This is a genomic window from Aquamicrobium sp. (assembly GCF_023954335.1).
Lineage (GTDB): Bacteria > Pseudomonadota > Alphaproteobacteria > Rhizobiales > Rhizobiaceae > Aerobium.
Genome location: NZ_JAMLIE010000004.1, coordinates 119,443 through 145,491 on the forward strand (window position 1 = coordinate 119,443; position 26,049 = coordinate 145,491).

Below are 26,049 nucleotides of genomic sequence, written 5' to 3' on the forward strand. Positions count from 1 at the left end.
TAAAGCGGGTCCGTCGCGCCGCCTGCCCTTGCCGCGACGCAGGACCATGATCGAACAGGCGACCGGATATGCCCGAGGAAACCGAAAAGAAGCAGCTTCTCCATCTCGTGTTCGGCGGCGAGCTGAAATCGCTCCACGGAACCGAGTTCAGGGATCTCGACGCGCTCGACATCGTCGGGATCTATCCCGACTATAAATCCGCCGAACTTGCGTGGAAAGCGAAGGCGCAGGCGACGGTGGACAATGCGCATATGCGCTATTTCATTGCCCACCTGCATCGCCTGCTCGAGCCGGACGCGAAGTAGGCCGTCGCCCGCAGCATGGACCAGGAGGCCGCTTCACCCTTGCCCAAGACGCGCTCGCCCCAGACGCGCTCGCCCAGGAGGCGCAGGGATGCCGTCCGCTCCCGGCACAGTCCGCTGAAGCGCCTGTGGATCAAGGTGCGCGGGCCGCTCGCCCGCTCGCGCGCGGCGAATGCGATCCTGGCCAGCCTGCTCACCAGCGCGATCCGCTTCGTCCATCGCACCACCCGCCTCGCCGAGGGCTCGGACGACATCGCGCGCGCCATCGATGCCCACACGCCGGCGATCGCCGCCCTCTGGCACGGCCAGCACCTGCTCGCGCCGGCCATCAACCCGCGCGGCCACAGGATGGCCGCGCTGTTCTCGCGCAGCGCCGACGCCGAGCTCAACGCGCGGGTGGCCGAGCGCCTCGGCTTCGACGTCGTCCGCGGCTCCGGCGGGCGCGAGGGCCGGCACCGGGCCCAGAAGGGCGGCGCGCGGGCGCTGATCGCATTGAAGAAGACGCTCGACGCCGGCACCAACGTCGCCATGATTGCCGACATTCCCCACGGCACCCCGCGCGAGGCAGGGCTCGGCATCGTCACGCTGGCCAAGGTTTCCGGCCGGCCGGTCGTGCCCATCGCCGTCGCCACCAGCCGCCGCAAGGTGCTGGAGAAGACGTGGGACAAGACCACCATCAACCTGCCCTTCGGCCGGCGCGCCCTGGCCATCGGCGAGGCGATCCACGTCGCCGCCGATGCGACGCCGCAGGAGCTGGAGGAGAAGCGGCGCGAGGTGACGGACGCGCTCAACGCGGCGACGCGGCGCGCCTACCGTCTCGTGGATGGCGAGGACCGATGAGCGAACGCTGGGCACGCGCCATGCTGGCCGCCTATCGCTGGGCCGGGGCCAGCGTCTACCCGGTGATCGGCGGCTATGTCGCCTGGCGCGCCAGCAAGGGCAAGGAGGAGCACAGCCGCCGCCGCGAGCGATACGGCCGCGCCGGCCAGCCGCGCCCCGCCGGCCCGCTGATCTGGATGCACGCCGCCAGCGTCGGCGAGACCATCGCGGTCGTGCCGCTGATCGAGCAGCTTCTCGGCAGCGGCATCAACATCGTCCTGACCACCGGCACCGTCACCTCGGCGCAGGTCGCGCACGAGCGGCTGGGGACCCGCATCATCCACCAGTATGTGCCGCTCGATCTCAAGCCGGCGGTGAGCCGCTTCCTCGACCACTGGTCGCCGGACCTCGCCATCATGGCCGAGTCGGAAATCTGGCCGATGACCATCCTCGAGCTCGGCGCGCGGCGGGTGCCGCAGGTTCTGGTCAACGGCCGCCTGTCCGATCGCTCCTTCGCCAGCTGGTCTAAGCGCAGCTATCTCGCCGAGGCGCTGTTCGAGAACCTCGCCCATGTCATCGCCCAGTCGGAGACGGACGCCGAGCGGTTCCGCCACCTCGGCGCGCGGCCGGTTACGGTTTCCGGCAATCTGAAGGGCGACACGGTCGAGCCGCCGGTGAACGCCGCCGAGCTCGCGCGCCTCAAAAGCGAGATCGGCCGGCGCAGGACCTGGGCGGCGATCTCGACGCATGACGGCGAGGAGGCGGCCGCCCTCGACGTCCACCGGCTGTTGCGCCCGCGCCATCCCGATCTCCTGACGATCATCGTCCCGCGCCATCCCGAGCGCGCCGACGACATCGCCGCCGCCTGCGCGGCCGCCGGCCTTTCCGTCGCCCGGCGCAGCGCCGGCGACCGCATCGCGCCGGGCACCGACATCTTCCTCGGCGACACGATCGGCGAGATGGGGCTTTATCTTCGGCTGACCGAGATCGCCTTCGTCGGCCGCTCGCTGACGGCCAAGGGCGGGCAGAACCCGCTGGAGCCGGCCATGCTCGACACCGCGGTGCTGTCCGGCCGCAACGTCCAGAATTTCCGCGACGCCTACCAGAAGCTCGCGGCCAGCGGCGCGGCGCGCTTCGTGCGCGACAAGGAGACCCTCGCCGGCGCGGTGAACTACCTGCTGACCAACGACGCCGAGCGCCACAAGATGATGGAGGCCGGCCGGCGCACCGTCGACGGCATGCGCGGCGCGCTGACGCGCACGCTCCATACGCTCGAGCCCTACGTCAACCCGCTGATCGTCCAGGCACGGCTGGACGCCTCGGCGGGCGGCAAGCGCTGAGGCGATGGTCAGCGAGGCGCCGCCCTTCTGGTGGGGCAAGGCCGACTGGCGCGCCTTCGCGCTGTGGCCGTTCGCGGCCGCTTACGGCGCGGTCGCGGCGAAGCGGATGCGCACCGCGCCGCGCGAGAAGATCCCCGCCCCGGTCCTTTGCGTCGGCAACCTGACGGTCGGCGGCTCCGGCAAGACTCCGGTGGCGATCGCACTTGCCCGGCAGGCCGCGGCGATGGGGCTGACGCCCGGCATCCTCTCGCGCGGCCATGGCGGCTCGGTCTCCGGCCACCCGCATCTCGTCGATCCCGACCACGATAGCGCCCGCCATGTTGGCGACGAGCCGATGCTTCTGGCCCGCGCCGCCCCCGTCGCCGTCTCGGCCGACCGCGCGGCCGGCGCGCGGGCACTTATCGCGCAAGGCTGCGACTTCCTCATCATGGATGACGGCTTCCAGAGCGCGCGCATCCATATCGACTACGCCCTGATCGTGGTCGACGCCCGGCGCGGCGTCGGCAACGGCCATGTCATCCCCGCCGGCCCGATGCGCGCCGGCCTGACAGAGCAGATGCGCTTCACCGACGCCGTGCTGAAGGTCGGCGAGGGCGACGGCGCCAACCGCGTGCTGCGCCAGGCCGCGCGCGCCGGCCGCGCCTTCTTCGAGGCGCATGTGCTCGCGCGCCCGCCGCAGGGCATCGCCGGCGCGCGCTGCCTCGCCTTCGCCGGCATCGGCGATCCGGGCAAGTTCTTCGACACGGTGGCGGCGGTGGGCGGTGAGGTGGCGGTGGCCAGGAGCTTCGGCGACCACCATTTCTACAGCGCGTTCGATGCCGAGGACCTTCTCGCCACGGCCGAGGCGCAGGGGCTGACGATCGTCACCACCGCCAAGGACGCGGTGCGCCTCGACCACGGCGGCGAGGCGATCGCCGCGCTGAAGCGGCAGGCAAAAGTGATCGAGATCGAGGCCGTGTTCGACATCGCCAGCGCCCCGCGCGCCATCGTCTCGGAGACGCTGGAGGCGTGGAGGCGGCGCCGGCTGGAAAAATGATCGACATTCTTGGCGCAATTCCAGACGGAAAAGTGCTTCACACTTTTCCTGGAATTGCTCCGGTCAGCGCCTGCGCAGGTCGGGGTTCAGCTCCAGCTCGCGGGCGAGCGAGATCGCGGCGCTGACATAGGGCTCCTGCCGCGCCACGCTCCAGTATTTCAGGTCGTCGAGCGGGATGGTGTCGCCGGTGACGGCGCAGCGCACGAAAGCGCCGGGCGACAGCACCTGAAAATCCCCGTCGAGATAACGGATGCGCGCTTCCCTGCCGCCGGGTCCTTCGAAACGGTTCATGTCGTCACGCCTTCTGGAGCAGGTCCGTCGGAAGCCGAGATGGCTTCCGGCCCGGAACTGCGATTTTCCCGGTTCCGCCACAAAAGCGCGGCGAGGTCAAGCATCCGCGCCCTGCCCCGTCTCCCAGCCCTCGACAAAGATGACATTCTCCGGCCCGAGGATTTCTTTCAGCGCCTCTGCGATGGCCAGCCCTTCGGCGCGCCACGCCGCCTCGGCTTCCGGCGAGGCGAAATCCGGCCCCTGCGGCACGTCCTCGAGCGTGAACGCCTCCTGAAACACGTCGTCCCAGTCCTCGATACGGAAGCCGAGCGTGCCGTCGTACCAGTACATGTGGCTGAAGCGCTGCCCGGTATCGGCGTCGATCAAGGGATAGAAGCCCTGTCTCGGCGAAATCACGATGCGCGCCGGCGCGGGCACGTCCTCCACATCGTCGTTTGGATCGAAGACGCCGGGCGAGGCCGCCTTCCATGCCATGTGGTAGACGAACCAGAGCCCGAGCCCCGCGGCGGTGAGCGCGGTTCCGACGACGCCGAACGGCTCGTCCCACGGCAGGAGGCGGCCAGTGCCCCACAGCCAGACGACGCCGAGCGCGACCGCGCCATAGAGGATGGCGGCGTTGCGGACCTGCCTGCGCCCGGCCTCGTCGTCGTCCTCCGGCGCGATGAAGAAGCGCCGCGCGCCGCCGATCCAGATCGCCTGGCTCGCCGCGCAGAAGACGAAGAGCGGCAGCGCCCAGCTGCTCATCGTCAGAAGCGCCGCGCCGCTCGCGCCGATCAGCACGGTCGACGCGCCGAGGATCCAGCGCCGCCGCGTCTCGGACGGATCCTCCTTGCCGGCGGACAGGGCGGCCAGCGCCTTGTCGAGCACCGAATCCATCAGGATGGCACGCAGGCCGAGCCAGCCGGCGAACACGTAGAAAGCGCCGATCAGGCGAAAGACGACGTCGATGGCATCCATTGTTCCCATGCCCCATTGCCCGAACCTGCGCTTGACGCGCCATTGCGGCCGGAGCGTGGCGGGTGTCACTCCCCTGCTCAGCGCCGGCCGAACAGCCGCTCGATATCAGACAGCTTGAGCTCGATATAGGTCGGCCGGCCATGGTTGCAGGTGCCGGAGCCGGGCGTCGCCTCCATCTGGCGCAGCAGCGCGTTCATCTCGTCGGGCCGCAGCCGCCGGCCCGAGCGCACCGAGCCGTGGCAGGCCATGGTGGCGGCGATGGCGTCGAGCCGCTCCTTCAGCGTCTCCACCGTGTCGCTCTCGGCGATCTCGTCGGCGAGGTCGCGCACCATCTTCTGCACGTCGACCTCGCCCAGCATCGACGGCGTCGCCCGCACCGCGACCGCGCCCGGCCCGAAGCGCTCGAGCGCCAGCCCGAACCGCGACAGGAGTTCGCCATGGCCGGCGAGCCGCTCGGCGTCGTCCTCGGCGAGGTCGACGATCTCCGGCAGCAGCAGCATCTGCGACGGCACCGGCCGCGCGGCCAGCGCCTCCTTCAGCGCCTCGTAGACCAGCCGCTCATGCGCGGCGTGCTGGTCGACGATGACGAGCGAATCGTCGGTCTGGGCGACGATGTAGTTCTCGTGCACCTGCGCCCGCGCCGCGCCGAGCGGGCGCGCCGTCAGTTCAGGCGCGGCGTCCTGAATGCCTGCGCGGGCGTCGGCGCTCGGCGCGTGATAGGGCGCGGCCGCCTCACTGAGCCCGAGCGGACGCTGGAACGAGGAGCCGGCGTCGAAGGCGGGCGCGGAAGGGCGGGCCGGCTGCCAGCCGCCATGGGATGCCGAGCCTCCACCCGTCCCGGCATAATCATGGGCGCCATTGCCGCCGGGGCGGAAGGCCGAGAGCATCGCCCCGGCTCCGGTGGTCGCCGCGCGGATGCCGGAGCGCGCCAGCGCCTCGCGGATCGAGCCGACGATCAGCCCGCGCACCAGCCCCGGATCGCGGAAGCGCACATCCGCCTTGGCCGGGTGGACGTTGACGTCGACCAGCGCCGGGTCGAGTTCGACGAACAGCGCCGCGACGGCGTGGCGGTCGCGCGGCAGCACGTCGGCATAGGCCCCGCGCAGCGCCCCGGCCAGCCAGCGGTCGCGCACCGGCCTTCCGTTGACGTAGAGATACTGGTGGAGCGAGTTCGCCCGGCTGTAGGACGGGATCGAGGCGAAGCCGGTCAGCCGCACGCCCTCGCGCACCGCCTCGATCTCGAGCGCGTTGTCGGCGAACTCGCGGCCGAGGACCTGGGCGACGCGCTCGCCGTGGCCGCCGCAGGCCGCGAGGTCGAGCACCGTGCGGTCGGAGCCGGATAGCGTGAAGCGCACCGCCGGGAAGGCGACGGCGATGCGCCGCACCACCTCGGTGATCGCCGATGCCTCGGCGCGCTCGCCCTTCATGAACTTCAGCCGCGCCGGCGTGGCGAAGAACAGGTCCCGCACCTCGACCAGCGTGCCGCGATTGGCGGCGACCGGGCGCACCGGCGACACCCTGCCGCCGGTGACGGCGATCTCGTGGCCGGCATCGGCGCCGTCGGTGCGCGAGCGGATCGACAGCTTGCCGACCGAGCCGATCGACGGCAGCGCCTCGCCGCGGAAGCCGAGCGAGCGGATATCGTCGATGTCGTCGGTGAGCTTGGAGGTGCAATGGCGCTCGACGCTCATCGCGAGATCGCGCGCGTCCATGCCCGTGCCGTCGTCACCGACGCGGATAAAGGCGAGCCCGCCGCCAGCCGTCGCCACCTCGACGCGCGAGGCCCCGGCGTCGAGCGCGTTCTCGACCAGCTCCTTGACGACGCTGGCGGGACGCTCGATCACCTCGCCGGCGGCGATGCGGTTGATGACGGTTTCGGAAAGATGACGGATGGCCATGGCCGATCATAACGGGATTCGTCCGGCCGCGTCAGGGGATGGCGCGGCCGCGCAACCCTTCCCTAACCATGAAGGCGACGCGGGCTCGCCGCGCGCGCGCCGCCGCCCCACTTCTTAACCTCTCCATGGTGGAGTGGCACCACGAACACATGCCATTGAAGGGGGGACGGAGTTGATGGCATCGGTCGAATCCCAGGCAATGGGAGCCCGCAGGCTGATCCTGTTCATCAGGACCGCCTACTGGGTTGCGTTGCTGATCGTCGGCGCGATGGCGCTGGCGACCTATATCCTGCTCCAGCACATGATGGCGGCGCACCAGCGCGACGACGCGCTGATGGCGCAGGTCGACACCCAGAAGACGCTGTCGCAGCGCATCGTCTTCCTGTCGAACGCCGCCCGGCAGGCCAACCCCGAGGCGCAGAAGACCCTGATCGCCTCGCTGCGCGACTCGATCCGCCAGTTCGAGGAAAACTACGACTACGTCATCACCGCGACCGAGATCGACGGCTCCTCCCCCTCCTCGGCAACGGTGAGGATGATCCTGTTCAGCGGCCCGCACCATCTCGACCATTTCGCCTCGAACCTCATCGCCAACGGCCTGCGCCTCGCCTCGGCGCTGGAGACCAGCTCCGGCCTCAGCATTCCCGGCGGCGGCTATCAGGGCAGCGCCGAGCGGGCGCTGCTAGACGACACGGTCGCCGGGGCCGCGCTCGCCGGCTACACCGCGCTCGGCGAGCACCTCGCGGCCAACTCGCAGGCCCTGCTCGACCGGATGCTCTCCGTCCATCGCATGCTGTTCTACGCCATGATCGGCGTTCTCGGCTTCGTCGCCCTCTTCATCTTCCGGCCGATGACGGAGATGATCCGCCGCCGGACGAGCGAGCTGGTCGACGCCCGCAATGCCATGGCCTTCATCGCCGCCCATGACGGCCTGACCGGGCTGAACAACCGCAGCTTCCTGCGCGCCAGCTTCGAGACGCTGCTGGCGGCGGCGGCGCGCAAGGGCGAGCGGCTGGCGGTGATCCAGATCGACCTCGACCGCTTCAAGCAGATCAACGATTCGCTCGGCCACGCCGCCGGCGACTTCGTGCTGGTCACCACCGCCCAGCGCATGCGCACCTGCTGCCGCCCCGCCGACGTGTGCGTGCGCCTCGGCGGCGACGAGTTCGTCATGGTGCTGCCGGATGCCGGCGACGACGGCGAGATCGAGGAAATCGTCCGCCGCACCCTGGCGCGGATCAACGAGCCGATGGTCTACGAGGGAACGCCGATCGAATGCGGCGCCAGCGCCGGCATCGCCATCTACCCGGCCGACGCCGACAACAGCGCCGACCTGATCGTTCATGCCGATCTCGCCCTCTACGCCGCGAAGAAGGAGGGCGGCGGCTCGTTCGCCTTCTTCTCGGGCGAGCTGCGCCAGGACATGGAGCATCGCAAGCAGCTCGAACGCGACCTTAGCGAGGCGATCGCCGCGCAGGAGTTCACCGTGCACTTCCAGCCGCAGGTCTCGCTGTCGCAGGGCAACATCGTCGGGGTCGAGGCACTGATACGCTGGCCGCACGCGCGGCGCGGCATGGTGCGGCCGGACGCGTTCATCCCCGTCGCCGAGAAGGCCGGCTTCATGCCGGCGATCGGGCGCATCGCCATGCGCAAGGCCATCCTCGAGGCGGCAAAATGGCACCGCGAGGGCATCGAGTTCGGGCGCCTCGCGCTCAACGTCTCCGGCACCGAGCTGCGCGAGGCCGATTTCATCGATTTCCTCTCCGGGACTCTGGAGGAGGCCGACCTGCCGACGGGCAAGCTGTCGCTGGAGATCGTCGAATCGGTGATCCTCGACGACGACAAGACCGGAATCACCGGCACGCTGTCGCAGGTGCGCGCGGCTGGCGTGCATCTCGAGCTCGACGATTTCGGCACCGGCTACGCCTCGCTCAGCCATGTCAGCCCGAGCGAGATCGACCGTCTGAAGATCGACCGCCGTTTCGTGCAGAACATCGACCGGGGCGGCGAGAACGCCAAGATCGTCCGCGCCATCACCGATCTGGCGCAGGGTCTCGACATCGAGATCGTCGCCGAGGGCGCGGAGACCGAGGCGGAGCTGTCGTCGCTGATGGCGCTGGGCTGCGACCAGGTGCAGGGCTATGCCGTCGCCTTCCCGATGCCGCAGGACGAGGCGCGCGCGTGGCTGGAGCTCCATGCCCTGAAGGGCGGCAAGGCCGGCGCGGAGCCGATGAAGGCGGCGGGCTGAGCCTCGTTTCACCCGTTGGCGACAAGGGCATCCCGGCGTAGAGTGCGCCTCCGTTCCGGCCGACCCTGACGGTGGCGGATCGGCTGTGCGGGGTGGCGAATGGAAGCGGAAGTCACGAGATCCGTCTTTTTCTGGCTGAGCGCGCTGTGGGGCCTCGCCAGCATCGCGCTGCTGATCTCGGCGACGCGGCTGTGCTACCGCATCGAGGCCCGCTCGGGCCGGCCGCTGCTCAAGCACGGCTTGCCGGGCTACGCCAACGTCATCCCCGTGGCGTTGAATGTCCGCGTCGCGCAGGACGAGGAAACGCAGGCGATGCGCTGGCGGATGAACGGGCGCCTGATCGCCATTGTCGCCGGTTTCGCCCTTCTCCACCTTTTCCGATGGGCCGGCGCCGTGTAAGCCAGCGGCAGCATGCGCGAGACTCGAAGGCTGGAACTGACGTTCCCCGCCGGCGGGCTCGTAAACCGTTCTTCGTTCCAGGAGGATGAAATGAAGTTTCCGGCCCCGCGCGTCCTGCTCCGCGCCGCTTCCGCGGCCGTTCTCGGCTGGCTCGCCGCCACGTTCCCCGCAAGCGCACAGGAGGTGACGCTCAGGCTGCACCAGTTCCTGCCGGCGCAGGCCAACGTGCCGACCAACCTGCTGCACCCATGGGCTGACCGCGTGGAAGCCGCATCGGGCGGTCGCATCAGGATCGAGCGCTATCCGGCGATGCAGCTCGGCGGCACGCCGCCGCAGCTCATCGACCAGGCGCAGGACGGCACCGTCGACATCGTCTGGACCCTGCCGGGCTACACACCCGGGCGCTTCCCCACCACCGAGGTGTTCGAGCTTCCCTTCATCATGACCAACGCCAAGGCCGCCTCGATGGCCTATTGGGACATGTTCGAGGAGCATATGAAGGACGGCGAGTTCGCCGACGTCCACATGATCGCGACATGGACGCACGGGCCGGGCGTGATCCATTCCCGCCAGAAGGTGGAAAAGCTCGATGACCTCAAGGGCATGAAGCTGCGCGCGCCGAGCCGCATCGTCAACACGCTGCTCGGCCATCTCGGCGCGACGCCGGTGGGCATGCCGGTCCCGGCCGTCACCGAGGCGCTGTCGCGCGGCGTCATCGACGGCGCGGTGGTGCCGTGGGAGGTCGCGCCCTCGGTCAAGATCGAGGAGCTGGTCGGCCACCACACCGAGTTCGCGGAGGGACAGGCGCTCTATACCGCGACCTTCGTCCTCGCCATGAACAAGGCGCGCTACGAGGCCCTGCCGGATGACCTGAAGAAGGTGATCGACGACAATTCCGGGCGCGAGCTTTCCGGCCTGTTCGGCTGGACGCAGGAGCACTATGACGGCCCCGCGCGCCAGCTCGCTGTCGATCGCGGCAACAGCATCGTCCGGCTGGACGCCGAGGCCACCGCAGCATGGAAAGAAGCCTCGCAGCCGGTGATCGACGGCTGGATCGAGGAGATGAACGGCCGCGGCTTCGACGGGCAGGCGCTCGTCGACGGGGCGCGGGCGCTGATCGCCAAGTACACGCAGGAACAATAGCGCACCGCACATCGCATGGGTCGAGGCAGGAAAGAGGGCGTGGACAGGATTTCGGCAATCGTCGAACGGCTCGCCCGCCTGCTCGCCATCCTCGGCGGACTGGTCCTCGTCGCCGTGACGGTGCTGACCGTCGCCTCCATCACCGGCCGCGCCTTCACGCGGCAGGGGCTGGGGCCGGTGCCCGGCGATTTCGAGCTGGTCGAGGCGCTGACCGCCTTCGCCGTCTTCGCCTTCCTGCCGTGGTGCCAGCTCCGGCGCGGCCACGCCACGGTCGACGTCTTCACCCGCCTGTTCCCTGAGCGCGCCAACCGCCTGATCGATCTCGTCTGCGAGATCCTGATGACGGCGGTCGTCGTCCTGATCGCCTGGCGGCTGTGGCACGGCGTCGCCGACAAGCTGCGCTACCACGAAACGACGTTCATCCTGCAATTCCCGCTCTGGTGGAGCTACGCCGCGGCCTTCGTCGCGGCGGCGGCGGGCGTCGTCGTCTCCGTCTACGCGGTCCTCCAGCGCCTGCGCGAATTCCTAGCGCCCGCCGAGGCAGGGGACGCGCCTTGAGCAACCTCGAGCTCGGCTTCTGGTCGTTTCCGGCGCTGCTCGCGCTGATCTTCCTGCGCGTGCCCATCGGCCTCGCCATGCTCCTGTGCGGGCTCGTCGGCACGTGGCTCGTCATGGGCACGACCGCGCCGATCCTGTCGCGGCTGAAGGTCGAGACCTACTCGACCTTCTCAAGCTACTCGCTGTCCATCGTGCCTTTGTTCCTGCTGATGGGCCAGTTCGCCTCGCTCGGCGGCATGTCGCAATCGCTGTTCAGGGCCGCCAACGCCTTTCTCGGCCACCGGCGCGGCGGCGTCGCCATGTCGGCCATCGGCGCCTGCGCCGGCTTCGGCGCCATCTGCGGCTCCTCGCTCGCCACCGCCGCCACCATGTCGCAGGTGGCGCTGCCGGAGCTGCGCCGCTACGGCTATTCCGGCGCGCTCGCCACCGGCACGCTCGCCGCCGGCGGCACGCTCGGCGTCCTGATCCCGCCCTCGGTGGTGCTGGTCATCTACGCCGTCCTTGCCGAGCAGAACGTCGCCAAGCTGTTCGTCGCCGCCTTCGTGCCGGGCGTGCTCGCCGCCATCGGCTACATGATCGCCATCGCGCTCTATGTGCGGCTCTATCCTGAATCCGCCGGGTCGAGCCCGCGCCAGCCGTGGCACGAGCGCCTTTCGGCGCTCGCCGAGGTCTGGCCGGTTGCCGCCGTCTTCCTCGCCGTCGTCGGCGGCATCTATGCCGGCTGGTTCACCCCGACGGAAGGCGCGGCCGTCGGCGCGGCCGGCACCGGGCTGATCGCGTTCGTCAACGGCGGACTGACGCGGCGCACGCTCGTCGAGGCGATCCTCGCCACCGCGACCTCGACGGCGATGATCTTCTTCATCGTCTTCGGCGCGGCGATGTACAACAGCTTCCTCGCCCTTTCCCAGCTTCCGGCAGCGGCCGCCGCCTTTATCGCCGGGCAGGGGCTCGACCCGTGGACGGTGCTGGTCGGCATCCTGATCTTCTACCTCGTCCTCGGCTGCTTCATGGATTCGCTCTCCATGATCCTGCTCACCGTGCCGATCTTCTTCCCGCTGGTCAGCGGCCTCGACTTCGGCATGGGGGCCGAGGAGTTCGCGATCTGGTTCGGGATCCTCGTGCTGGTCGTGGTCGAGGTCGGGCTGATCACGCCGCCGGTGGGCATGAACCTCTTCGTCATCAACTCGATGGCCAAGGACGTGCCCGTCCTCGCCACCTATCGCGGCGTGACGCCCTTCGTCCTGTCCGACATCGCGCGCACGGTTCTCCTCATCGCCTTCCCGGCGATCTCGCTGTTCATGGTCAGGTGGCTCTACTGAGCCCGCGTCAGCCGTTCTGCTGGCGCACCAGCATGTAGAGGTTGGTGCAGCGCGCGCCCGAGCGGCAATAGGCGAGGACCGGCTTCGGCAGCTCGTCGAGCGCCCTCGCCTGCGCATCGACGTTCTCCTGCGTCAGCGAACCGCTGACCACGGGGATGTAGCGGAACTCCAGCCCGGCCGCGCGCACCGCCGCCTCGACCTCGCCATGCGGCACCGCGCCGTCCTCGGCATCCGGGCGGTTGGAGATCACGCTCCTGAACCCCGCCTCCCTGATCGCGGCGATGTCGTCAACCGCGATCTGCGGCGCGACGAAATAGTCTTCGGTGATCTGGCGGATTTCCATGGCGCGTTTCCCGGTTGCGGGAAAATCATCTAGGCGTTCGGCCGCGCTTTGCCAAGACATGCGGCCAAAGGCAGGCGCGGCCGGATTCTCTCACGCCGCCCGGAACAGGCCGCCCTTGGCCGCCAGCGCGCGCAGATGATGGTCGGCATCGCCGAACGTCGCGTCGATCATGGTCACGCGCTTGAAGTAGTGGCCGACGGCATATTCCTCGGTCATGCCGACGCCGCCATGGAGCTGGATGGCATTCTCGCCGCAAAGCCGGCCGCCGCGCCCGATCTCCGCCTTGGCGGCATGGATGGCGGCCGCCCGCTCGGCCGCGTCGTCGCTGTCGGCCATCGAGGTGGCGTAGAACGCCATCGAGCGCGCCTGCTCGATGGCGACGAACATGTCCACCGCCTTGTGCTGCAATACCTGGAACTGGCCGATCGGCACGCCGAACTGCTTGCGCACCTTGAGGTAGTCGACGGTCAGCGCGTGCATCGCTCCCATCGCGCCGATCGCCTCGGCGCAGAGCGCGGCGATGCCGGCGTCGACCGCGCGACGCGCCAGCCCGAGCCCGCCTTCGGGGTCGCCGAACGCGGCGTCCGCGCCGACGGCGACATTGTCGAACGTCACCTCCGCGCCGCGCTGGCCGTCCTGCGTGCGGTAGCCGCGCACCGAAACGCCGTCCGCGCCAGCATCGACGAGGAAGACGCCGATGCCGCCCTCGTCGCGCGCCGAGCCCGCCGTGCGGGCGGTGACGAACAGCCTGTCGGCGCTGTCGCCGCCGAGCACCACGAATTTCCGGCCCGAGATGCGCCAGCCGGCGCCGTCCTTCGTCGCCGTCGTCTCGACATGGTGAAGGTCGTAGCGCGAATTGCGCTCGCCCTGCGCGAAGGCGAGCTTCAGCGACCCTTCGGCCACCGCCGGCACCAGCTCGGCCCGCTGGGCGTCGTCGCCGCCGAAGCGGATCAGCGCGCCGCCGAGCACCACGGTCGGCAGATAGGGCTCGAGCGCCAGCGCCTTGCCGAAGGCCTCCATCACCAGCATGGTCTCGACCGGCGTGCCGCCGAGGCCGCCGTCTTCCTCGGCGAAGGGCAGCGCCATCAGCCCCATCTCGGCATAGCGGCCCCACATCTCGCCGCTCCAACCCTCCGGCGAGGCCATGATGCGGCGGCGCTCCTCGAAGCCGTAATGCTCGGCGAGCAGCCGGTCGAGCGAATCCTTGAGGATGGACTGTTCTTCTGTCAGGTCGAAATCCATGGTCAGAACCCCAGTACGGCCTTGGCGATGATGTTCTTCTGGATCTCGTTCGAGCCGCCGTAGATCGAGACCTTGCGGTAGTTGAAATAGTGCGGCGCGGCCGGCCCGGCGTAGTCCGGCTCGATCGGCGGCTCGTTGGAGCCGTCGAGATCGTGGGGATGGTAAGGCAGCGCATGCGGCCCCATCACCTGCATCAGCAGATGCGTGGTCGCCTGCTGGATCTCCGAGCCCTTGATCTTGAGGATCGAGGAGGCCGGGTCCGGCCTGCCGGTGCTGCCGCGCCTGGCGTCGGCGGCGACGACGCGAAGCTGCGTCAGCTCCAGCGCCTTCAGCTCGACCTCGATCGCGGCCAGCTTCTCGCGGAACCGCTCGTCCTCGATCAGCGGCCGGCCGCCGGAGAATTCCAGCGCCGCCAGCTCGCGGATGCGGGCGATGCGCTGCTTGGACATGCCGACGCGGGCGATGTTGGTGCGCTCGTTGCCGAGGAGGAACTTGGCATAGTCCCAGCCCTTGTTCTCCTCGCCGACGAGGTTCTCGACCGGCACGCGCACGTCGGTCAGGAACACCTCGTTGATCTCGCGCCCGCCGTCGATGGTGACGATGGGGCGCACCTCGATGCCGGGCGTCTTCATGTCGATCAGCAGGAAGGAGATGCCCTGCTGCTTCTTGGCCTCGGGATCGGTGCGCACGAGGCAGAAGATCCAGTCGGCGTACTGCGCCAGCGTCGTCCACGTCTTCTGGCCGTTGACGATGTAGTGGTCGCCGTCGCGCACCGCGCGCGTCCTGAGCGAGGCGAGGTCGGAGCCGGCGCCTGGCTCGGAGAAGCCCTGGCACCACCAGTCGTCGAGATTGGCGATGCGCGGCAGGTAGTGCGCCTTCTGCGCCGCGTTGCCGAAGGCGCAGATGACCGGGCCGACCATGTTGACGCCGAAGGCGAGCGGCTGCGGCGCCGGCCATTTCTGCGTTTCCTCGAGGAAGATGTATTGCCGCATCGGGTCCCAGCCGGTGCCGCCATATTCCTTCGGCCAGTGCGGCACGGCCCAGCCCTTCGCGTTGAGGATGCGCGACCACAGGACGAGGTCTTCCTTGTTGCCGTAGTCGCCGTCGATCATCCGGCGGCGGATGTCCTCCGGCAGATTGTCGGCGAGGAAGGCACGCACCTCGTCGCGGAAGGCGAGTTCTTCCGGTGAATAGCGAAGGTCCATCGTCGTTCCCTCAGGCGATCTCGAACAGGCCGGCAGCGCCCATGCCGCCGCCGATGCACATCGTCACCACGGCGTATTTCACGCCGCGGCGCTTGCCCTCGATCAGCGCGTGGCCGGCGAGGCGCGAGCCCGACATGCCGTAGGGATGGCCGAGCGCGATGGCTCCGCCGTTGACGTTGAGCTTTTCCGGGTCGATGCCGAGCCGGTCGCGGCAATAAAGGACCTGCACGGCGAAGGCCTCGTTCAGCTCCCACAGGCCGATGTCGTCGACCTTGAGCCCATGGCGCTCCAGCAGGCGCGGCACGGCGAAGACCGGGCCGATGCCCATCTCGTCCGGCTCGCAGCCGGCAACGGCGAAGCCGCGGAAGATGCCGAGCGGCGTGAGGCCGCGCTTCTCGGCCTCCTTCGCGTTCATCATCACGTTGGCCGAGGCGCCGTCGGAAAGCTGGCTGGCGTTGCCGGCGGTGATGGTGCCGCCCTCGCGCACCGGCTTCAGCGCCGCGAGCCCCTCGGGGGTGGTGTCGGCGCGCGGGCCTTCGTCCGCGGCGACCTCGACGTCGCGGTGGCTGACCGCCTTCGTCTCCTTGTCGATCACCGCCATGCGCGTCCTGATCGGCGCGATCTCGGCATCGAACAGGCCGGCCGCGCGCGCGGCCGCGACGCGGCGCTGGCTTTCCAGCCCGTATTCGTCCTGCCGCTCGCGGCTGATGCCGTAGCGCTTGGCCACCACCTCGGCTGTGTCGATCATCGGCATGTAGACGTCGGCGGCCGGGCCGCTCAGCGTCTCGTCGAACAGGCGGAAAGTGTTGCGGTGGTCGTTCTGGACGAGGCTGATCGATTCCAGCCCGCCGGCAATGCCGGCGACGACGCCGTCGTTGCGGATGGCGTTGGCGAGCAGCGCCATGGATTGCAGGCCCGACGAGCACTGGCGGTCGATGGTGGTGCCGGCGACCGTCACCGGCAGGCCGGCGGCGAGCAGCGCCCGGCGCGCGACGTTCAGACCCGTCGTGCCCTCCTGCATGGCGCAGCCCATGACCACGTCCTCGATCTCGCCGCCGTCGAGGCCCGAGCGCGCCAGCGCCTGAGCAATGGCATGGCCGCCGAGCCGGTGGCCCGGCGTGTCGTTCAGCCCGCCGCGATAGGCCTTGCCGACCGGGGTTCTCGCTGTCGAGACGATTACGGCTTCCGTCATTGTCGTTCTCCCTTCAGGTCGGTTCGGTTTCAGGCCGGGCGCGCGGAAAAGCTGCCGCCGGTGTCGGCGAGGCGGCGCAGCGACGCCGCCGGCTCGAACACCTTCTTGCCGGTGCGCGCGTGCCAGTGGTCGAGGCGCTCGACGATGGTCTTAAGCCCCTCCAGATCGGCCCAGAACATCGGGCCGCCCTTGCCGATGGGGAAGCCGTAGCCGTTCACCCAGACGATATCGATGTCGGACGGCCGCGACGCGATCTTCTCCTCGAGGATGAGCGCGGCCTCGTTGATCATCGGGTAGAGCGTGCGCTCGATAATCTCCTGGTCGGAGATGGCGCGGCGCTCGATGCCGCGCTCGGCCGCCTTGTCCTCGATCAGCTTGGCCACCTCGGGGTCGGGCGTGGGCGTGCGCGAGCCGTTCTCGTAGAGATACATGCCCTTGCCGGTCTTCTGGCCGAAGCGGCCGCGCTCGCACAGCGCATCGCCGATCACTGCGGTCTTGCCGAGCGACTTGCGGTTACGCCAGCCGACGTCGAGGCCGGCGAGATCCCACATCGCGAACGGCCCCATGACGAAGCCGAAATCGGTGAACACGCGGTCGATCTGCTCGGGCGCGGCGCCTTCGAGCAGCAGCGGCTCGAGGTCGTCGCCGCGCGCGCCGAGCATGCGGTTGCCGACAAAGCCGTGGCAGACGCCGACGACGACCGGCACCTTGCCGATGCGCTTGCCCACGGTGAGCACGGTCGCCAGCACATCCGGCGCGGTCTTTTCCCCGCGCACGATCTCGAGGAGCTTCATGACGTTGGCGGGTGAGAAGAAGTGCAGGCCGACCACGTCCTGCGGCCGCGCGGTGAAGGAAGCGATCCGGTTGACGTCGAGATAGGAGGTGTTGGTGGCGAGGATCGCGCCGGGCTTGGCGACCTTGTCGAGCTTGCCGAACACATCCTGCTTGACCGACATCTCCTCGAACACCGCCTCGATGATCAGGTCGGCGTCGGCGAGGTCGGCATAGTCGGTGGTGCGCGAGAAGCGCGCGAGCCGCTTGGCCTTGTCTTCCTCCGACAGCGAGCCACGCTGGACGGAAATGGCGTAGTTCTTCTCGATGGTGGCGAAGCCGCGGTCGAGCGCCTCCTCGCTCGCCTCCAGCATCGTGACCGGGTAGCCGCCATTGGCGAAGGCCATGGCGATGCCGCCGCCCATGGTGCCTGCGCCGATGATGCCGACCTTCCTGATCTCGCGCGGCGTCACGTCCTTGCCGACGCCGGGGATCTTGGCCGCCTCGCGCTCGGCGAAGAACAGGTGCCGCTGCGCCCGCGACTGCACGCCGGAGACGAGGCGGGTGAACAGCTCGCGCTCCTTGTTCAGCGCCTCGTCGAAGGAAAGCTCGACCGCGTTGCGCACGGCTTCAGCGCAGGCGAGCGGGGCTTCCAGCCCGCGCGTCTTGGCGGTCGCCTGCTTCACCGCCGCCTCGAAGGCGGCCGGGTCGGCGTGGGTGGCCTCGATCTTCTCGTTGCGGGCGCGCACCGGCAGATGCGGCCCGCCTTCCGCGACCTTCTTCCGGGCGAAGGCGACCGCCGCGCCCGTCAGGTCGCCCTCCGCGATCTCGTCGACGATGCCGGAAGCCAGCGCGTCGGCCGCGCCAATCGGGCTGCCCGAGACGATCATCTTGACCGCCTTCTCCGGCCCGGCGACGCGCGGCAGGCGCACGGTGCCGCCGGCGCCCGGCAGGATGCCGAGCTTGACCTCGGGCAGGCCGACCTTGGCTTGCCTGTCGGCGACGCGGTAATGGCAGGCGAGCGCAAGCTCCAGCCCGCCGCCGAGCGCGGTGCCGTGGATCGCTGCAACCGCCGGCTTCTCCAGCGATTCCAGCAGCGCGCACAGTTCGGGCAGGCTCGGGGTCGCCCGTGCCCTGTCGGTGCCGAACTCGGAAATGTCGGCCCCAGATACGAAGGTGCGGCCGGCGCAGGCGATGACCAGCCCCTTCACGCCCGCATCGTCGCGCGCCGCTTCGATGGCGGCGAAGAGAGGCTGGCGCAGATGCAGGCTCAGAGCGTTGACCGGGGGATTGTCGAGCGTGATGATCGCAATCCCGTCTTCATGGGTGACTGTCACATAATCGGTCATTTTCCTGGCTTCCCTGATCGCTTTTCTCGTCAATCGAATGTCGACCCGCATTGCCCGGTCGGGGCGCGGTCCGTCAATGCCCGCCGCGCCTTATGGGATCGCCGGCGGAACCGGTGTCCGGAAATAGATGAGAGGATAAAATCGGGACGCGCGCAGCCCGGCGCCAGCGCGGTGGCCATGCCGACACTCCCCCTCGCCCGCCTCCGCGTGCGCCATCCCGGCTCCTCCCTCGCAAAACATACTACCGAGTATGTTGCAAAGTCGGACCGAGGTCAATTCCGCTCAGCGAAGATTCATCCCGCGTCGAGCGCGGCAAGGTCGAGCTCGGCAAGGTCAAGTTCATTGGCGAGCGGGGCGAAATAGGCGTCGATGGCGGCGTCGGCGACGTCCTCCAGCCTGTCCGGCCGCCATTTCGGCGCGTTGTCCTTGTCGATGATGACGGCGCGCACGCCCTCGTAGAAATCGACGCCCGCCGGAATGCGGCTGACGATGCGATATTCGGTGCGCATGCAGTCCTCGAACGAGGCGGCCGCCCCTTCCCGCATCTGGCGCAGCGCGATCTTCAGGCTCGTCGGCGATTTCTGGCGGATCGCCGCTGCCTGTTTCGCCGCCCATTCGCCGTCTTCGGCGTCGAGCCGCGCGAGGATGCCTTCCACCGTGTCGGCCGAGAAGCAGCGGTCGATGACGGGCAGCAGCACCTCGGCCGGGGCATCGCTGGCCGGCCTCGTGAACGCGGCAAGGGTCACGTCCGGGTCGCCCTTTTCGGCCAGCGCGTCGACCACCGCGCCGAGATCGGCGGAGGCGACGGCATGGGTGGCGAAGCCGCTCCACAGCGCGTCGGCCTGCCCGAGGCGCGCGGCGGTCAGCGCAAGCCAGGTGCCGGTCCGACCCGGCATGCGCGGCAGGAAGAAGGTGCCGCCGACATCGGGGAAGAAGCCGATGCCGGTTTCCGGCATGGCGAACATCAGCCGCTCACCGGCGACGCGGTGGCTGCCATGGGCCGACAGGCCGACCCCGCCGCCCATGACGATGCCGTCGACCACGGCGACATAGGGCTTGGGATAGCGCTTGATGAAGGCGTTGAGCCGGTATTCCTCGTGGTAGAATTCCAGCATCGCCGGATCGCCCGCCTTGCCCCAGTCGTGGAGCTGGCGGATGTCGCCGCCGGCGCAGAACGCCTTCTCACCCGCGCCGCGCACGACGACCAGCTCGACCGAGGGGTCGGACGCCCAGGCGACAAGCTGCGGATGGATCAGCCGCACCATGGCGCTGTTCAGCGCGTTGAGCGCCTTCGGCCGGTTGAGCGTGACGATGCCGGCGCGCCCGCGCTTTTCGAACAGGACTTCCGCTTCCGTCGCCTGCGTGGTCATGCCTTTGAACCCTCCCTGATCGCCTCGCGCCGCACCATAGCGGCAAACGGACGGACCGGAACATCAAATTCCGCACAACGGCCTTGTCGGGGCATTGCCGGCCGCCGACGGCGACCCCGCTGCCGGGGTAAAAGCTGATGACAGGGGGGAACGCTTCGGCTAAGCCCGGTCGCGGCCGCATCCGGCCGCGACCGGGACTGCGACGAGGATTGGACGGACCGCCGATGGCGAATATGATCGAAACGCTTGCCCAGATCAGCGAAGGCTACGCCGTCGTCCTGTGCGACGTGTGGGGCGTGCTGCACAACGGCATGCGCGCCTTTCCCGACGCCGTCGCCGCGCTGCGCGCCGCGCGGGCCCGGGGGCAGGCCGTGGTGCTCGTCACCAACTCGCCGCGGCCGCGCGCCGGCGTCGCCGACCAGCTCGCGCTCCTCGACGTGCCGACCGACTGCTACGATGCGATCGTCTCGTCGGGCGACGTGACGCGCCGGCTGATCGAGAACGGCCCGCGCCGCGTCTTCCATCTCGGCCCCGACCGCGACTTCGCGCTCTATGACGGCATCGACGTTGAGCTGACCGAGGAGTTCGAGGCTCAAGGCGTCGTCTGCACCGGCATGTTCGACGACGACGAGACGCCGGAAGACTACGCCGAAATGCTGGAGCGCTTCCGCGCCCGCAACCTGCCTTTCATCTGCGCCAATCCCGACATCGTCGTCGAGCGCGGCGACGAGCTGATCTGGTGCGCGGGCGCGCTCGCCCGCGACTATGCAAGGCTCGGCGGCCGCACCGAGATCGCCGGCAAGCCGCACCGGCCGATCTACGAGGCGGCGCTCGCCGCGGCATCCGAAATCCTCGGCCGCGAGGCGGCGAGGAGCGAGGCGCTCGCCATCGGCGACGGCATCCTCACCGACATCAAGGGCGCGGCCGATAACGGCATCGACGTGCTGTTCGTCTCGGGCGGCATCCATGCCGGCGAATACGGCCCGGCCCACGCACCGGACCCGGCCGGCATCGCCGCTTTTCTCGAAAAACACGGCTATTCCCCCGTCGCCGCCATCCCGCGTCTGAGATAAGACAGGTCCATGACCGCCCACACCATCCGGCGCATTCCCCTTTCGGCCGCGCTGCCCGCCCCGTTCCGCGGCGGGGTGGTGGCGATCGGCAATTTCGACGGGGTGCATCGCGGCCACCAGGCCGTGCTGGACTGCGCGCTCGACAAGGCGCGGGCGCTCGGCGTGCCGGCGCTGGTGCTGACCTTCGAGCCGCATCCGCGCCAGCTCTTCCGCCCCGACGTGCCGCTGTTCCGCATCACGCCCGCGCCGATGCGCGCGCGCCTGCTCGGCGCGATGGGGTTCGGCGCGGTGGTGGAGCAGCCCTTCGACCGCGATTTCTCCTGCCTGCCGGCCGAGGAGTTCGTCGCCCGCATCCTCGTCGCCGATCTCGGCATCGCCCATGTCGTTACCGGCTACGACTTCCATTTCGGCAAGGACCGGCAGGGCACGCCGCAATTCCTGATCGAGGCGGGCGAACGCCTCGGCTTCGGGGTCAGCCGCGTCGAGGCGTTCTGCGACGAGGGCGCTGACGCCGTCTCGTCGAGCCGCATCCGCAGTCTTCTGGCCGAGGGCGACATTGCCGCGGCCGCGGGCCTCCTCGACTATCGCTATACGGTCGAGGCCGAAATCTCCCACGGCCAGAAGCTCGGCCGCACGCTCGGCTTTCCCACCGCCAACATGGCCCTGCCGGAGGGGACGGATCTCGCCCACGGCATCTATGCGGTCCGGCTGCGCCGGGAGAACGGGGCGCTGCATGACGGGGTGGCGAGCTTCGGCCGCCGGCCGACCGTGACCGAGAACGGCGCGCCGCTGCTCGAGACCTATCTGTTCGATTTCTCCGGCGACCTCTATGGCGAGACCGCCTGCGTCTCCTTCTTCGGCTTCCTGCGCGGGGAAGAAAAATTCGACGGGCTCGACGCCCTCGTCGCCCGGATGCGGCAGGACGAGGCCGAGGCGCGCGCGTTGCTTGCCGGCGTCAGGCCGCTTTCGCCGCTCGACGCCGCCATCGCCTTCGCCGGCTGAGCGGTCTTTTCGCGGCATTTAATTCAAATTTTACCCAAAAGGCCCACAGCCTGAGGCGTAAAGCCTCTCCTGTATCCGCGTGGGCACCTGACATGAAAATTGCAAGACGGATTGGCGCCGCGATGGCGCTGGTCGCGATGGGCGCGGCCCCTGCCGCCGCCGAAAGCTGGTTTTCCGGCGACTGGTATATCAAGGTCGGCGGCGCGGTGCTGAACGCGCCGAAATTCGAGGGCGCGTCGGGGCGGGTGTTTTCCTTCCAGCCGATGATCTCGATCGGCAAGGCCGGGCCGTCGGCGCGCTTCTCCTCGCGCAACGACAACATTTCCTGGGCGTTCGTCGACAACGGCACCTTCCGGGCGGGCGCGGCCGGCAAGCTGATCTGGGGCCGCGACGACGACACCCACCGCGCTGTCAGGGGCTTGTCCGAGGTACGGTTCGGCGGCGAGGCCGGAATCTTCGCCGAGATCTACCCCACCGATTTCATGCGCCTGCGCGGCGAGGTGCGCCATGGCATCCGCTCGCATGACGGCGTGGTCGTCGACCTGGCCGCCGACGCCTTCATGGACGTGACCGACACCATCCAGATTTCCGGCGGCCCGCGCGCCTCGTGGGCGTCCGCCGGCTATTACGACGCGTACTACGGCGTCGATGCGGACGAGGCGCTCGCCTCCGGCCTTGGGCGCTACGATCCGGGCAGCGGCATGAAATCGTGGGGCGTCGGCGGCGCGGTGACGTGGAAGACCACCGATCAGCTCACCACCAGCGTCTTCGCCGAGTACCAGCGTCTCACCGGCCCGGCCGCCGATTCCAGCCTGGTGCGCCAGCGCGGCTCGAGGGACCAGCTGCTTATCGGCGCCTCGGCCAGCTACCGCTTCGATTTCTCGCTGCGATGAGGCGCGGCGCGGCGCCACGCATTCATCTCTTTATTCCGGCGCCTCTTTATTCCAGCCGCGCCCTCGGATAAAAGCCCCGATCATGACCAAGGGCATGAAACGGCGCGCCGCGTTCCACGCGACCTCGATACGAATTATTGGCCCGGCCTTCCGGGCGGCCTGAGCGGCTGCCGGAAGGTCCGGGTTCCTGCGCGCGTTTTTCGGCGCGCCCCTTCGCCTGAACGAACGAAGCCTCGCCCGGCGGGTCAGCCGACCGGGCCGACGATGCGACGAGACCATGACCGACACCGCCGACAAGATCGACTATTCCAAGACGCTCTATCTGCCGCAGACCGAATTCCCGATGCGCGCCGGGCTGCCCGAGAAGGAGCCGGCGCTGGTCAAGCGCTGGCAGGAGATGAAGCTTTACAGGAAGCTGCGCGAAAGCGCCGCAGGGCGCCCGCTCTACGTGCTGCATGACGGGCCGCCCTATGCCAACGGCAACATCCATATCGGCCACGCGCTGAACAAGATCCTGAAAGACGTCATCACCCGCTCGTTCCAGATGCGCGGCTTCGACTCCAACTACGTGCCGGGCTGGGACTGCCACGGCCTGCCGATCGAGTGGAAGATCGAGGAGCAGTACCGCGCCAGGGGCAAGAACAAGGACGAGGTGCCGGTCAACGAGTTCCGCAGGGAATGCCGCGACTTCGCCCAGCACTGGATCAGGGTCCAGACCGAGGAGTTCCAGCGCCTCGGCGTCGAGGGCGATTTCGACAATCCCTACACGACGATGGCCTTCCACGCCGAGGCGCGCATCGCCGGCGAGCTGATGAAGTTCGCCATGTCCGGCCAGCTCTATCGCGGCTCGAAGCCCGTGATGTGGTCGGTGGTCGAGCGCACGGCGCTGGCCGAGGCCGAGGTCGAATACCACGACTACGAGAGCGACACGATCTGGGTGAAGTTCCCGGTGCTCGGCGCGTCCGGCGATCTGGCCGACGCGCATGTCGTCATCTGGACGACGACGCCGTGGACGATCCCCGGCAATCGCGCCGTCGCCTGGTCGCCGCGCATCGCCTACGGACTTTTCGAGGTGACGGAGGCGCAGAACGAATTCGGCCCGCAGGCCGGCGAGAAGCTGATCTTCGCCGACGCGCTCGCGGAAGACTCCTTCGCCAAGGCCAAGCTCGCCTACAGGCGCCTGCGCGACGTGAAGGCCGACGAGCTTGCCGCGCTCGCGCTTTCCCACCCGTTGAAGGGTTTTGGCGGCGGCTACGGCTTCACCGTGCCGATGCTGGCGGGCGATCACGTCACCGACGACGCCGGCACCGGCTTCGTCCACACCGCGCCCGGCCACGGCCGCGAGGACTTCGATGCGTGGATGGACGCCGGCCGCGACCTTGCCGCGCGCGGCATCGACACGGCGATCCCCTTCACCGTCGACGACGCCGGCTTCCTGACGAAGGACGCGCCCGGCTTCGGCCCGGACCGCGAGGGCGGGGCCGCGCGCGTCATCGACGACAACGGCAAGAAGGGCGATGCCAACAAGGCCGTCATCGACGCGCTGATCGAAAAGAACGCGCTGTTCGCGCGCTGCAGGCTCAAGCACCAGTACCCGCATTCCTGGCGCTCGAAGAAGCCGGTGATCTTCCGCAACACGCCGCAATGGTTCGTCTACATGGACAAGGAGCTGGGCGACGGCACGACGCTGCGCAGCCGCGCGCTCAAGGCCATCGACGACACCCGCTTCGTGCCGTCCGCCGGGCAGACGCGCCTGCGCGCCATGATCGAGGACCGGCCCGACTGGGTGCTTTCCCGCCAGAGGGCGTGGGGCGTGCCCATCGCCGTCTTCGTCGACGAGGACGGCGAGGTGCTGAAGGACGAGGCGGTCAACACCCGCATCCTCGAGGCCTTCGAGGAAGAGGGCGCCGACGCCTGGTTCGCGGACGGCGCGCGCGAACGCTTCCTCGGCGGCCGCGCCAACGAGCCGTGGAAAATGGTCACGGACATCCTCGACGTGTGGTTCGATTCCGGCTCCACCCACACCTTCACGCTGGAGGACCGGCCGGACCTGAAATGGCCGGCCGACGTCTACCTCGAAGGCACGGACCAGCATCGCGGCTGGTTCCATTCGTCGCTGCTGGAAAGCTGCGGCACGCGCGGGCGCGCGCCCTACGACGCCGTCATCACCCATGGCTTCACCATGGACGAGGACGGCCGCAAGATGTCGAAGTCGCTCGGCAACGTTGTGGTGCCGCAGGAGGTGATGGCCAAATCCGGCGCCGACATATTGCGCCTGTGGGTGATGACGACCGACTACTGGGAGGACCAGCGGCTCGGCAAGAACATCCTCCAGACCAACATCGACGCCTACCGCAAGCTGCGCAACACCATCCGCTGGATGCTCGGCACGCTCGCCCATGACGAGGGCGAGGAGGTCGCGCTCTCCGAGATGCCGGAGCTGGAGCGGCTGATGCTGCACCGTCTCGCCGAGCTCGACGAGGTGGTGCGCAGGGGCTACGACGCCTTCGACTTCAAGCGCGTCACCCGCACGCTGATCGACTTCATGGTGGTCGAGTTGTCGGCGTTCTACTTCGACGTACGCAAGGACGCGCTCTACTGCGACGCGCCGTCGAGCCTGAAGCGCAAGGCCGCGCTCGTCGTCGTGCGCCGCCTGTTCGACAACCTCGTCAAGTGGCTGGCGCCGATGCTGCCCTTCACCACCGAGGAAGCCTGGCTCGACCGCTACCCGGAGGCGGTCTCGGTGCATCTCGAGCAGTTTTCCGACATCCCGGCCGAGTGGCGCGACGAGGCGCTCGCCGCCAAGTGGCGCAAGGTCCGCGCCGTGCGCCGCGTCGTCACCGGGGCGCTGGAGATCGAGCGGCGCGAGAAGCGCATCGGCTCGTCGCTGGAGGCCGCTCCGGTTGTTCACATCGCCGACGCCGCGCTGCGCGAGGCCGTCGCCGATGTCGACATGGCCGAGATCTGCATCACCAGCGGTATCTCGATCCAGGGCACGGCCGCGCCGCAGGGCGCGTTCGCGCTCGACGACGTGAAGGGCGTGGCCGTCGTGCCGGCGCCGGCCTCGGGCCGCAAATGCGCCCGGTCTTGGCGTTATACAGACGATGTCGGCTCTGATCCCGAGTTCCCGGAGGTCTCCGCGCGCGACGCGGCGGCGCTGCGTGAATTGCGGGCGCTGGGCCGCCTTTAGGCCGACATTGCCCGGAACGGCCGTTTGCGGTAAAAGCGCGGCGGCCGGATGCCATGATGCCGCCGGCCATCTTGTCGCCGGAATGTCCGGCGACAAGAAATGCGTTCGG

At 69.1% G+C, this 26,049-nt stretch carries 22 protein-coding genes; 13 read left to right on the forward strand and 9 right to left on the reverse strand.

Translation table 11 applies throughout. From position 1 onward, the window contains the following. The first annotated feature begins 68 nt into the window (after window positions 1-68). The 4 genes from M9945_RS20200 (at window position 69) to lpxK (ending at window position 3,497) form a co-directional block, all read left to right on the forward strand. Window positions 69-305: a DUF4170 domain-containing protein gene (locus M9945_RS20200; RefSeq protein WP_367928729.1), complete on the forward strand. Its 237-nt coding sequence runs from the start codon at window positions 69-71 to the stop codon at window positions 303-305. Between the two features lie 114 nt (window positions 306-419). After that, window positions 420-1,142 carry a lysophospholipid acyltransferase family protein gene (locus M9945_RS20205; RefSeq protein WP_367946028.1) on the forward strand — a complete coding sequence of 241 codons (723 nt, stop codon included), beginning with the start codon at window positions 420-422 and terminating at the stop codon, window positions 1,140-1,142. After that, window positions 1,139-2,461 carry a lipid IV(A) 3-deoxy-D-manno-octulosonic acid transferase gene (gene waaA / locus M9945_RS20210; RefSeq protein WP_367945960.1) on the forward strand — a complete coding sequence of 441 codons (1,323 nt, stop codon included), beginning with the start codon at window positions 1,139-1,141 and terminating at the stop codon, window positions 2,459-2,461. The genes M9945_RS20205 and waaA overlap by 4 nt, the downstream gene beginning before the upstream one ends. A gap of 4 nt (window positions 2,462-2,465) precedes the next feature. After that, the gene (gene lpxK / locus M9945_RS20215; protein WP_367945961.1) at window positions 2,466-3,497 is read left to right on the forward strand and encodes a tetraacyldisaccharide 4'-kinase; all 1,032 of its coding nucleotides are present in this window, start codon (window positions 2,466-2,468) and stop codon (window positions 3,495-3,497) included. Between the two features lie 63 nt (window positions 3,498-3,560). On the opposite strand, the gene M9945_RS20220 is transcribed toward lpxK, so the two are convergent. The 3 genes from M9945_RS20220 to mutL form a co-directional block, all read right to left on the reverse strand. After that, window positions 3,561-3,788: a DUF2093 domain-containing protein gene (locus M9945_RS20220; protein ID WP_367945962.1), complete on the reverse strand. Its 228-nt coding sequence runs from the start codon at window positions 3,786-3,788 to the stop codon at window positions 3,561-3,563. Between the two features lie 96 nt (window positions 3,789-3,884). Next, a complete protein-coding gene (locus tag M9945_RS20225) occupies window positions 3,885-4,754 on the reverse strand; it encodes a hypothetical protein (protein ID WP_367945963.1) in 870 nt (289 codons plus the stop codon). Between the two features lie 68 nt (window positions 4,755-4,822). Further along, the gene (gene mutL, locus M9945_RS20230; RefSeq protein WP_367945964.1) at window positions 4,823-6,643 is read right to left on the reverse strand and encodes a DNA mismatch repair endonuclease MutL; all 1,821 of its coding nucleotides are present in this window, start codon (window positions 6,641-6,643) and stop codon (window positions 4,823-4,825) included. Window positions 6,644-6,818: 175 nt separating this feature from the next. Between mutL and M9945_RS20235 the strand changes: the two genes are divergently transcribed. From M9945_RS20235 to M9945_RS20255, 5 genes are all read left to right on the forward strand, one after another. Continuing rightward, entirely contained in the window at window positions 6,819-8,891 is a 2,073-nt protein-coding gene (locus tag M9945_RS20235; protein WP_367945965.1) for a putative bifunctional diguanylate cyclase/phosphodiesterase, read from the forward strand. 99 nt (window positions 8,892-8,990) lie between these two features. Further along, on the forward strand, window positions 8,991-9,290 hold the full coding sequence (locus M9945_RS20240; protein WP_367945966.1) for a hypothetical protein: 300 nt from the start codon (window positions 8,991-8,993) through the stop codon (window positions 9,288-9,290). A gap of 90 nt (window positions 9,291-9,380) precedes the next feature. Beyond that, the gene (locus M9945_RS20245; RefSeq protein ID WP_367945967.1) at window positions 9,381-10,433 is read left to right on the forward strand and encodes a TRAP transporter substrate-binding protein; all 1,053 of its coding nucleotides are present in this window, start codon (window positions 9,381-9,383) and stop codon (window positions 10,431-10,433) included. A gap of 39 nt (window positions 10,434-10,472) precedes the next feature. Beyond that, the gene (locus M9945_RS20250; protein WP_367945968.1) at window positions 10,473-10,991 is read left to right on the forward strand and encodes a TRAP transporter small permease; all 519 of its coding nucleotides are present in this window, start codon (window positions 10,473-10,475) and stop codon (window positions 10,989-10,991) included. Continuing rightward, a complete protein-coding gene (locus M9945_RS20255; RefSeq protein WP_367945969.1) occupies window positions 10,988-12,310 on the forward strand; it encodes a TRAP transporter large permease in 1,323 nt (440 codons plus the stop codon). Before M9945_RS20250 ends, M9945_RS20255 begins: the two co-directional genes overlap by 4 nt. A 7-nt stretch (window positions 12,311-12,317) precedes the next feature. On the opposite strand, the gene M9945_RS20260 is transcribed toward M9945_RS20255, so the two are convergent. From M9945_RS20260 to M9945_RS20285, 6 genes are all read right to left on the reverse strand, one after another. After that, the gene (locus M9945_RS20260) at window positions 12,318-12,653 is read right to left on the reverse strand and encodes a TIGR01244 family sulfur transferase (protein ID WP_367928718.1); all 336 of its coding nucleotides are present in this window, start codon (window positions 12,651-12,653) and stop codon (window positions 12,318-12,320) included. 90 nt (window positions 12,654-12,743) lie between these two features. Then, complete coding sequence (locus M9945_RS20265; RefSeq protein ID WP_367945970.1) at window positions 12,744-13,895, reverse strand: acyl-CoA dehydrogenase family protein; 1,152 nt, start codon at window positions 13,893-13,895, stop codon at window positions 12,744-12,746. A 2-nt stretch (window positions 13,896-13,897) separates the two neighbouring features. Continuing rightward, the gene (gene pimC, locus M9945_RS20270; protein WP_367945971.1) at window positions 13,898-15,100 is read right to left on the reverse strand and encodes a pimeloyl-CoA dehydrogenase large subunit; all 1,203 of its coding nucleotides are present in this window, start codon (window positions 15,098-15,100) and stop codon (window positions 13,898-13,900) included. A 10-nt stretch (window positions 15,101-15,110) separates the two neighbouring features. Continuing rightward, on the reverse strand, window positions 15,111-16,292 hold the full coding sequence (locus M9945_RS20275) for an acetyl-CoA C-acyltransferase (protein ID WP_367945972.1): 1,182 nt from the start codon (window positions 16,290-16,292) through the stop codon (window positions 15,111-15,113). A gap of 29 nt (window positions 16,293-16,321) precedes the next feature. Beyond that, complete coding sequence (locus M9945_RS20280; protein ID WP_367945973.1) at window positions 16,322-18,412, reverse strand: 3-hydroxyacyl-CoA dehydrogenase NAD-binding domain-containing protein; 2,091 nt, start codon at window positions 18,410-18,412, stop codon at window positions 16,322-16,324. Between the two features lie 293 nt (window positions 18,413-18,705). Next, window positions 18,706-19,782 carry an enoyl-CoA hydratase/isomerase family protein gene (locus M9945_RS20285; RefSeq protein ID WP_367945974.1) on the reverse strand — a complete coding sequence of 359 codons (1,077 nt, stop codon included), beginning with the start codon at window positions 19,780-19,782 and terminating at the stop codon, window positions 18,706-18,708. Between the two features lie 224 nt (window positions 19,783-20,006). Between M9945_RS20285 and M9945_RS20290 the strand changes: the two genes are divergently transcribed. From M9945_RS20290 to ileS, 4 genes are all read left to right on the forward strand, one after another. Next, window positions 20,007-20,855, forward strand: a complete 849-nt coding sequence (locus tag M9945_RS20290; RefSeq protein WP_367945975.1) for a TIGR01459 family HAD-type hydrolase — start codon at window positions 20,007-20,009, stop codon at window positions 20,853-20,855. Window positions 20,856-20,864: 9 nt separating this feature from the next. Next, the gene (locus M9945_RS20295; RefSeq protein ID WP_367945976.1) at window positions 20,865-21,857 is read left to right on the forward strand and encodes a bifunctional riboflavin kinase/FAD synthetase; all 993 of its coding nucleotides are present in this window, start codon (window positions 20,865-20,867) and stop codon (window positions 21,855-21,857) included. Window positions 21,858-21,949: 92 nt separating this feature from the next. After that, on the forward strand, window positions 21,950-22,750 hold the full coding sequence (locus M9945_RS20300; RefSeq protein WP_367945977.1) for a MipA/OmpV family protein: 801 nt from the start codon (window positions 21,950-21,952) through the stop codon (window positions 22,748-22,750). 277 nt (window positions 22,751-23,027) lie between these two features. Next, window positions 23,028-25,940, forward strand: a complete 2,913-nt coding sequence (gene ileS / locus M9945_RS20305; protein WP_367945978.1) for an isoleucine--tRNA ligase — start codon at window positions 23,028-23,030, stop codon at window positions 25,938-25,940. The last annotated feature ends 109 nt before the right edge of the window (window positions 25,941-26,049 follow it).

Excerpts from the sequence above, each read along its gene's own strand:
- M9945_RS20200 (WP_367928729.1), top strand. The coding sequence starts at position 69 with ATGCCCGAGGAAACCGAAAAGAAGCAGCTTCTCCATCTCGTGTTCGGC.
- waaA (WP_367945960.1), top strand. The coding sequence starts at position 1,139 with ATGAGCGAACGCTGGGCACGCGCCATGCTGGCCGCCTATCGCTGGGCC.
- lpxK (WP_367945961.1), top strand. The coding sequence starts at position 2,466 with ATGGTCAGCGAGGCGCCGCCCTTCTGGTGGGGCAAGGCCGACTGGCGC.
- M9945_RS20220 (WP_367945962.1), bottom strand. The coding sequence starts at position 3,788 with ATGAACCGTTTCGAAGGACCCGGCGGCAGGGAAGCGCGCATCCGTTAT.
- M9945_RS20225 (WP_367945963.1), bottom strand. The coding sequence starts at position 4,754 with ATGGGAACAATGGATGCCATCGACGTCGTCTTTCGCCTGATCGGCGCT.
- mutL (WP_367945964.1), bottom strand. The coding sequence starts at position 6,643 with ATGGCCATCCGTCATCTTTCCGAAACCGTCATCAACCGCATCGCCGCC.
- M9945_RS20235 (WP_367945965.1), top strand. The coding sequence starts at position 6,819 with ATGGCATCGGTCGAATCCCAGGCAATGGGAGCCCGCAGGCTGATCCTG.
- M9945_RS20240 (WP_367945966.1), top strand. The coding sequence starts at position 8,991 with ATGGAAGCGGAAGTCACGAGATCCGTCTTTTTCTGGCTGAGCGCGCTG.
- M9945_RS20245 (WP_367945967.1), top strand. The coding sequence starts at position 9,381 with ATGAAGTTTCCGGCCCCGCGCGTCCTGCTCCGCGCCGCTTCCGCGGCC.
- M9945_RS20260 (WP_367928718.1), bottom strand. The coding sequence starts at position 12,653 with ATGGAAATCCGCCAGATCACCGAAGACTATTTCGTCGCGCCGCAGATC.
- M9945_RS20265 (WP_367945970.1), bottom strand. The coding sequence starts at position 13,895 with ATGGATTTCGACCTGACAGAAGAACAGTCCATCCTCAAGGATTCGCTC.
- pimC (WP_367945971.1), bottom strand. The coding sequence starts at position 15,100 with ATGGACCTTCGCTATTCACCGGAAGAACTCGCCTTCCGCGACGAGGTG.
- M9945_RS20275 (WP_367945972.1), bottom strand. The coding sequence starts at position 16,292 with ATGACGGAAGCCGTAATCGTCTCGACAGCGAGAACCCCGGTCGGCAAG.
- M9945_RS20280 (WP_367945973.1), bottom strand. The coding sequence starts at position 18,412 with ATGACCGATTATGTGACAGTCACCCATGAAGACGGGATTGCGATCATC.
- M9945_RS20285 (WP_367945974.1), bottom strand. The coding sequence starts at position 19,782 with ATGACCACGCAGGCGACGGAAGCGGAAGTCCTGTTCGAAAAGCGCGGG.
- M9945_RS20290 (WP_367945975.1), top strand. The coding sequence starts at position 20,007 with ATGGCGAATATGATCGAAACGCTTGCCCAGATCAGCGAAGGCTACGCC.
- M9945_RS20295 (WP_367945976.1), top strand. The coding sequence starts at position 20,865 with ATGACCGCCCACACCATCCGGCGCATTCCCCTTTCGGCCGCGCTGCCC.
- M9945_RS20300 (WP_367945977.1), top strand. The coding sequence starts at position 21,950 with ATGAAAATTGCAAGACGGATTGGCGCCGCGATGGCGCTGGTCGCGATG.
- ileS (WP_367945978.1), top strand. The coding sequence starts at position 23,028 with ATGACCGACACCGCCGACAAGATCGACTATTCCAAGACGCTCTATCTG.